This window comes from Thermogemmatispora sp. (genome assembly GCF_019683635.1).
In the GTDB taxonomy this organism is placed as follows: domain Bacteria; phylum Chloroflexota; class Ktedonobacteria; order Ktedonobacterales; family Ktedonobacteraceae; genus Thermogemmatispora.
Window position 1 is genome coordinate 1 of record NZ_JADGIA010000233.1, and the last position, 7,685, is coordinate 7,685.

At 61.4% G+C, this 7,685-nt stretch carries 6 protein-coding genes; 4 read left to right on the top strand and 2 right to left on the bottom strand.

Features of this window, described 5'->3' with window-relative positions:
* Window positions 1–202 precede the first annotated feature (202 nt).
* From IRZ31_RS18720 to murA, 3 genes are all read left to right on the top strand, one after another.
* Window positions 203–1,171, top strand: a complete 969-nt coding sequence (locus tag IRZ31_RS18720; protein ID WP_297156454.1) for an LLM class F420-dependent oxidoreductase — start codon at window positions 203–205, stop codon at window positions 1,169–1,171.
* Between the two features lie 153 nt (window positions 1,172–1,324).
* On the top strand, window positions 1,325–2,686 hold the full coding sequence (locus IRZ31_RS18725; RefSeq protein WP_297156456.1) for a glutamine synthetase family protein: 1,362 nt from the start codon (window positions 1,325–1,327) through the stop codon (window positions 2,684–2,686).
* Window positions 2,687–2,938: 252 nt separating this feature from the next.
* The gene (murA, locus tag IRZ31_RS18730) at window positions 2,939–4,312 is read left to right on the top strand and encodes a UDP-N-acetylglucosamine 1-carboxyvinyltransferase (protein WP_297156458.1); all 1,374 of its coding nucleotides are present in this window, start codon (window positions 2,939–2,941) and stop codon (window positions 4,310–4,312) included.
* A 194-nt stretch (window positions 4,313–4,506) separates the two neighbouring features.
* Here the strand turns inward: murA and IRZ31_RS18735 are convergent, their stop codons facing one another.
* Both IRZ31_RS18735 and IRZ31_RS18740 read right to left on the bottom strand, forming a co-directional pair.
* Window positions 4,507–4,830 (bottom strand): YtxH domain-containing protein, encoded by a 324-nt coding sequence (locus tag IRZ31_RS18735; protein ID WP_297156461.1) that lies wholly within the window; start codon window positions 4,828–4,830, stop codon window positions 4,507–4,509.
* Window positions 4,831–4,961: 131 nt separating this feature from the next.
* Complete coding sequence (locus IRZ31_RS18740; protein ID WP_297156462.1) at window positions 4,962–6,083, bottom strand: competence protein CoiA family protein; 1,122 nt, start codon at window positions 6,081–6,083, stop codon at window positions 4,962–4,964.
* A gap of 372 nt (window positions 6,084–6,455) precedes the next feature.
* Between IRZ31_RS18740 and argF the strand changes: the two genes are divergently transcribed.
* Window positions 6,456–7,472: an ornithine carbamoyltransferase gene (gene argF, locus IRZ31_RS18745; protein WP_297156464.1), complete on the top strand. Its 1,017-nt coding sequence runs from the start codon at window positions 6,456–6,458 to the stop codon at window positions 7,470–7,472.
* The last annotated feature ends 213 nt before the right edge of the window (window positions 7,473–7,685 follow it).

The window sequence follows — 7,685 nt, forward strand, 5'->3', positions numbered from 1 at the left end:
CCCCCCCCCCCCCCCCCCCCCCCCCCCCCCCCCCCCCCCCCCCCCCCCCCCCCCCCCCCCCCCCCCCTGGACATAGTATTATAATGGGCAAGGGCTGGGCCAGGCGAGCACTGAGGCTGGATGTTGGCGATGCTCTGCTGGGGAGAGTGAGTGAATCCCCCTGGCATGCCCAAGGAGAGACATACATGAGGAGAGAGCTATCATGGCGTTACGCTTTGGCCTGCTGGTTCCCCAGGGCTGGCGCCTCGATCTGGTAGGTATTGCTGACCCGGTTGAGGCTTATGAGACGATGACGCGTGTGGCCCATGAGGCCGAAGATCTGGGTTTTGATTCGATCTGGCTTTTTGACCATTTCCATACGGTGCCCCAGCCGCTGCAGGAGGTGACTTTCGAATGTTGGACGAGCACAGCGGCCCTGGCACGTGATACGCGACGGGTGCGTATCGGGCAAATGGTGACCTGTAGCGCCTATCGCAATCCTGCGCTGTTGGCGAAGATGGCGAGTACGGTTGATGTGCTCAGTCATGGACGGCTGGACTTTGGCATTGGGGCCGGCTGGTACGAGCATGAGTGGCGTGCCTATGGCTACGGCTTCCCGGAGGCTTCGGAGCGCTTGCGCATGTTACGTGAAGCCGTACAGATTATTCTGAAGATGTGGACCGAGGAGGAAGCCCATTTTGAGGGGCGCTATTATCAGGTTCATGGTGCCATCAACCAGCCCAAAGGAGTGCAGCAGCCGCATATTCCCTTGCTGATTGGGGGTGGCGGTGAGCAGGTGACCTTGAAGCTCGTGGCCCAGTACGCCGATGCCTGCAACGTCGGCCATCTCGATCCGGCGGGGATTGCCCACAAATTCGAGGTGCTCAGGCAGCACTGCGAGGCTATTGGGCGCGATTATCAGACGATCAAGAGGACGGTGCTCTTTAATTGTGCTATTGCGGAGACGGATGAGGAAGCCATGCGCAAGGCTCAGCAGTCCTACATGGGGCGCAATGTGCCGCCTGAGCAGCTGCGCGAGCGCGAGCTGGTGGGCAGTCCCGAGACGATCCGTCGGCGTTTGGCGGCCTATGAAGAGGTCGGGGCTCAGGAAGTGATTGTCTATCTCCCTGATGCAGCCCAGCTCGAGTCGGTGCGCCTCTTTGCCCGCGAGTGCATGGCCGGACTGCGCTGAAAAAGTGCCTTCGGGGGGCGGACACGAGCGGCACGCCTGCTGTATACTAGCAGCAGCAGAGCAGACACGAGCTGACAGAGTGGAGGCCCTTTAGATGGCCTTTCCATTTCGCTCGGTGGCAGGCTGTGTTCAAAACCAGCAAGGAGGGTCCCTATGGATATCAGCGATGTAGTGCGTCAGGCTCGCGCGGCCAATGTGCGTCTGGTGCGTTTCCTCTATTGTGATAATGGGGGGATCATTCGGGGCAAGGCGACACATGTCGAGAAGCTGGCGACGCGCATGCGTGAAGGCATCGGGCAAACGCTGGCGATGCAGGCCTTCACGGGGGTCGAGACCCTGGCCGCGGTCGAAGGGATGGGGCCGGTGGGCGAGTTCCGTTTGCTTCCAGATCCGCAGACATTTGTCGTGCTGCCCTATGTTCCGGCCAGTGCCAGCATGCTGTGCGATATGGTGCGCCTGGACGGTCAGCCCTGGGAAGCCTGTCCGCGCACCTTCCTGAAGCGGATGGTGGCGCGCCTGGCTGAGCAGGGCATGCGGGCCGAGGCAGCCATCGAGCATGAGTTTTATCTGGCGCGCGAGGTGGGAGGACGCTTTGTGCCGGCGGACCAGAGCCTCTGCTACAGCAGCATCGGTCTGGACGAGCAGGCTGAGGTCATTGATGCCATCATCTCGGCTCTGGAGGCGGTCGGGCTATCGGTAGAGCTGTTCCATACCGAGCTGGGGCCGGCCCAGCAGGAGCTGTCGATCCGTCATGCCGATGTTTTGACCGCGGCTGATCACGTCTGCCTGGTGCGTGAGGTGGTGCGTGGGACAGCGCGTCACTATGGCCTCTATGCGACCTTTGCCCCCAAGCCGTTTCTGGACCAGGCTGGCAGCGGGGCCCACATTCACTTCAGCCTGTGGGGGGCAGAGGGGAGTCCCCAGGCGGGCAAGAATCTCTTCTATGATCCGCACCAGCGCGGTGGTCTGAGCCAGACAGGCAAATATTTCATCGGTGGGGTCCTGCGCCACCTGCCGGCGCTGGTGGCGCTGACCTGTGGCAGTCCCAACTCCTACAGCCGCTTGCTGCCACACTTCTGGAGTTCGGCGTATACGGCCTGGGGCTACGATAATCGTGAGGGGGCGATTCGCGTGCCGTCGCCCTTCTGGGGTCGGGAGGCCGAATCGATCAATCTGGAGCTGAAGCCCTCTGATCATAGTGGCAATCCCTATCTGGCGCTAGGGGCCTTGATCGCTGCAGGTCTGGATGGCATCCAGCAGCAGATCGAGCCGGGGGAGCCGGTCGAGGTTGATCCGGGCAACCTCAGCGATGAGGAACGCGAGCGGCTGGGCATCCGGCGGCTGCCAACGACGCTGGAGGAGGCCCTGGACGAGTTGGAGCGCGATACGGTCCTGCTGGAGGCGCTGGGGCCGTTGCTGGCCCGTTCCTATGTGGCCGTGAAACGGGCCGAGGCCGATTTCTTCCGCGAGAAGACTCCGGAGGAGGTGGCCAGTCAGCATTTCTATAAGTACTAGCCGAAAGTACTGGTAGCGCCAGGCGGGCGGAGCAGCGCTGAAGTTCCGCTTGATCGTGGAGGACGGTGGCGACTGCGGCTTGCCTGCCCCGGCTGCAAGAAGGCGATAGCCTGCGCTGGGATGATACAATAATGTGCAGGCTGTCGCATTTTTCTGCCTCTGTTAAGCTGTTACAAGAACATGTGCCGGGAAGGATGAGCTGAGAATGCTCAATTCTCAGCGGAAGTGTGTGCTACTGGGATGATGATGTCTATGCCCAACGCTTTAGGAACACCACAGCAGACGACCTATGCCTATCGCATTGAGGGCGGCTATCCTGTCGTGGGTGAGATTACCTGTCTAGGAGCAAAGAACTTTGCGACGAAGGCGATGGTGGCGGCTCTGCTGGGAGAGACGCCGACGGTGCTCACCAATGTGCCGCCCATTGGGGATGTCCAGATCACGGCAGAGATGCTGATGGGGATCGGGGCGCGGGTGGAACAGCTCGATGAAACAACGCTGCTCATTGATCCGACGACAGTCAATGCGTCGACAGTGCCTCTGGCTCAGTCCGGCAGCAACCGGGCACCGATCTTGCTGCTGGGGGCTTTGCTGCACCGGTTCGAGCGGGTCTCGGTGCCGGTCGTGGGTGGCTGCCAGATTGGGGCGCGCAAGGTGGATTTCCACCTCGATGCCATTCAGCGCTTCGGAGGGCTGGTGGAGGAGACGCCCGAGGGCTACGTGGCGCAGCGCGTGCAGCCCTTGCGCGGGACCCATATTCATCTGCCCTATCCAAGTGTGGGGGCGACCGAGACCTGCCTGTTTTTGAGTGTGCTGGCCGAGGGGCGAACGCTGATTTCGAATGCGGCCATCGAGCCGGAAATCTTTGAACTGATTACGATGCTGCGCTCAATGGGGGCGATTATCTTCACCTCCCCGGGCCGTGATATTCGGGTGGAAGGGGTCAAGCGTCTGACGGGGACGCGCATGACAGTGCTGGGTGACCGCATCGAGGCGGCTTCCTGGGCGTCGCTGGCCTGTGCCTCCGATGGCGATGTGACAGTCCACGGCATTCGCCCGGATAGCCTCGGCAATTTTCTCTCTTATTACCAGCAGGTAGGTGGCGGCTTCGAGTTTGTCGATGCCAACAGTATCCGCTTTTTCCGCCGGCGCACGCTCAGTCCAGCGATCATCGAGACCGATGTCTATCCGGGCTTCTCGACGGACTGGCAGCAGCCTTTTGCTGTCCTGCTGACGCAGGCCGATGGCATCTCGATTATTCACGAGACGGTCTATGAGAAGCGCTTCGGCTATCTTAAGGCGCTCAATCGCCTGGGGGCGCGGACACAGCTGACGACACATTGTTTGGGCAGCGTGCCGTGTCGCTATCGCGATATGAATTATGAGCATAGCGCCATTATTATTGGCCCGACGCCCTTTACGGCAGTGGATGAGGAGATTGTGATTCCCGATCTGCGTGCCGGTCTGGCCTATGTGATCGCGGCGGCTATTGCGCGCGGCACCTCGGTAATTACCGGGATTCATTTCCTGGAACGTGGCTACGGCAATATTGTGCCTCGGCTGGCGGCGATGAACCTGAAGATTGAGCGGATTCCTTATCGTACGCCGGCAGTGGCAGAGGCTTGAACTGGAGAGCCTGATGGGTGGGGGCGGAGGCTGACACCAGCAGGAGCCATGCACAGCACAGAGCGACCTGCCTCTCGAAAGAGGCAGGCGCTGCTGAGATGAGACGCCGGGCCGCAAGCCGACCTGGGTTGGGCATGCTCGACCCAGGTGCAGATGCGGCGCTGGCGGTCCGACTCCAGAACGGTCAGGTTGGGCTAACTTGGATTGGATGGCTTGAGGGAGCGTGCGGTCTCACTGACATCCTGCGCTGACTTCTGGGTCAGACTGCCCAGTTCCTCGGCAGTGTCGCGCACGCGCGTGGCGGCTTGGCGCGCGTATTCCTTGACGTTGCCAGCGGTCTGCGAGACGCGGCTAGAGACCTGCTGCATGTATTCGTTCAATTGCTCATTGTCAGGGAGATAGCCGCGCAACTGCTGCAGCCGCTCGCCGAGTAGCCGGCGCATCTCTTCGCCGCGCATAGGGGCGATTAAGAGGCCGATGCCAACGCCGACCAGAACTCCTCTGAAGAAGTTGTTCATCCTGCCCTCCTTCCTTCCTGCCAGATAGAGAAGGCGTGGCCAGTCCAAGCCGGGCCGTCACTGCTGATAGGCACGACTATCCGACTGCTGCCTTTCTTCTCTGTCAACACGCCTCAGTGTGGCAAACGGTTTCAACGGTGAGTTTGGGCGAGCGTCACCAACATTTCGATGTAGCGGACGAAGGCGGCGTAAGGTCCGACGAAAGGGATCTCCTGTGCCACTGCGCGCAAACGCGCGAGTGGAAAGCCCTGCCTGGCCAGCTGTCTCAGCCAGGCGCAGGCGCGAGCGACGCGCTGGCGATCCTCCTCCCGCACCGGCTGCTCAGGGGTTCCCCGCCCATAGTTATAGCGACGCAGCAGGTCGGGATCGCTGCGATAGGCTCGCAGCAGGGGACGCAGCACGCGCTGGATCATCTCAGCACTAACTGTATTATAGAGATAAGCTGCAAGAAGGTTTTCGTCGACGCTGTCGGCGAAGGTCATCAGGTGGCGGAGGCGCAGGCGGCGCTCGTGCTCGGCGCGCTGTGGGTGATTGATCTCTCCCTGCTCGTTGAGGTGCAGCTCACCAAGGGTGGTGCTCAAGGTCATGCCATAGCCCAGGCGCCCGACCCAGCCGCCGGCACTCAGATTGGGTGTCTGAGCGGGGCTGAAGCGCTCCTCCTGCCAGGCCTGCAGGGCCTGGGCGCTCAGGGGCCAGCGCAGCCAGGCGCGAGCGGGCGTAAGCAAGGGATCGAGGAAGACGAGTAAGCCGCTGCTCTCAAGAATGGCCTCTTGAAAGGCCTCTTGCTTGTCGCGGCGATTGCTGCCGATGATCCAGAGGTCTGTGATGCCGGCCTGCTGATAGGCCTGGTGGCGGCGCTGCCACTCGTCGAGTTCGAGCGGGGCGCATTGGAACTCAACGGCCAGCTGTCGGCCATCGGGGTGCTTCACGAAGACGTCGGCGATGCGATTCGGCTCGGGGAGCCGTTCCTCCAGAGTAATGCGGGCGGCGGGAAATTGCTGGTGCAGCCAGACAGCCAGCCCTGCCTTGCCTCGCATATGGCGCTCTGATTCCTCTTCGGTGCTCCAGGGGCATTCCCCTTTGCGGTGAGCGAAATGAAGCTGGGTTCGTCGGGCCGGACCGCCGCGCAGGTGCAGCACAGCGCGACAGTTGGGGCAGAACAGCTGGCGCTGCTGCGACCATTCCTGTAGCTGACTCAGGGATCGCTCATCGGCCACCACAGGCTGACCGTCCGGTCCATAGGCCACGAGCATGGTCCACATCCTCCCCTCAGTGAAACGAGGTATAACCCTGGGAGGGAGGTCCAGAGTGCCAGCAATGGGCCTCATCTGACTTTGCTGCTGGTGTGGACGAACAGCTATGCTCCCTCCTGTTGATTCTATTCTGCCGCGCTGGCGTTGGGGAGGTGATCAGGATCGGACGAACCGTTCCTGCTGGCTTGCCGGGCTGTCGCTGGGCCAACGCTCGACAGATAGCTCTGCTTATGGCTTGCGCCGGGGGCGGGAACGTGGTAGCCTATGAGCACAGCCCCCGGTTGTGCTGGCTGGGCGGGGCGCGCCTGTGCGGGGGACTGAGCTGCACAAAGAAGATTGTTGCTATGTTATTTGAGGAGGACTAGCTCAACCGTGGCCTGCAATTTGAGCAAGCGGCACTTGCTAAAATTGGAGGACCTCAGCGCTGAGGAGATTCGCGCCCTGTTGGCGCTGGCCAGCCGTCTGAAGGCGGCCAAGTATGCCGGGAAAGAAGAGCAGTATTTGCGCGGCAAGAATATTGTCCTGCTGTTCGAACAGGACTCGACGCGCACACGCACGAGCTTTGAGGTGGCGGCCTTCGATCAGGGGGCTCATGTCACCTATATTGGCCCCAGTGGCTCGCATGTGGGACAGAAGGAGAGCATCAGGGATACGGCGCGTGTGCTGGGGCGGCTCTACGATGGCATCGCCTACCGTGGTCAGGCTCAGGAGACGGTCGAGGAGCTGGCCCGTTACGCCGGGGTGCCGGTCTGGAATGCCATGACTGCCCGCTCACATCCGACGCAGGTGCTGGCCGATCTGCTCACTATGCAGGAGCATGTGGCAAAGCCGCTGGAGGCGGTGAGCTTCTGCTTTGTGGGGAATGTGAGCTATAACATGGCCGATACGCTGTTCGTTGGAGGGGCTTTGATGGGGATGGATGTCCGCCTGGCCGGGCCGCGTCAGCTTTGGCCCAGTGAGGCGCGCCTGCAGGAGGTACAGGCCCTGGCGGCGAGCAGCGGGGCCCGCCTCACTGTGACCGAAGACGTCGCGGAGGCCGTCCGTGGCTGCGATGTCATCTATACCGATGTCTGGGTCTCTTTGGGCGAGGACCCGGCGCTGTGGGGTGAGCGCATTCAGCTCCTCGCTCCCTATCAAGTGACGTCCCAGCTCATGGCCCTCAGTCACAATCCACAGGTCCTCTTTATGCATTGCCTGCCAGCTCTCCACAATACCGAAACGGGCCTGGGCCGCTCTATCGCAGCGCGCTATGGGCTGGAGGCCCTGGAGGTCACCGATGAGGTCTTTGAGTCACCGGCCTCTATTGTCTTCGAGCAATCCGAAAATCGCATGCATACGATCAAGGCTCTGATGGTAGCCACACTGGCAGCGACACAGCTCGATAGCTAGCTGGCGGGCGCTCGCTGCTGAGCGCCCGCTGGCCTTTTTCATCACCTCGTGGATACCCTCTATCCTTCTCTCCTTTCGACCACCCTTGACTTTCTCCGCATTTTGCTTATACTCAATTATTGAGTACTCAATCGATGAGCAAGATACTGCCGCCCACTTCGCGCTTCGTCGTCACGGCAGTCTTCACCAGCAGAGCGAGTTTCAGCGTGGTTA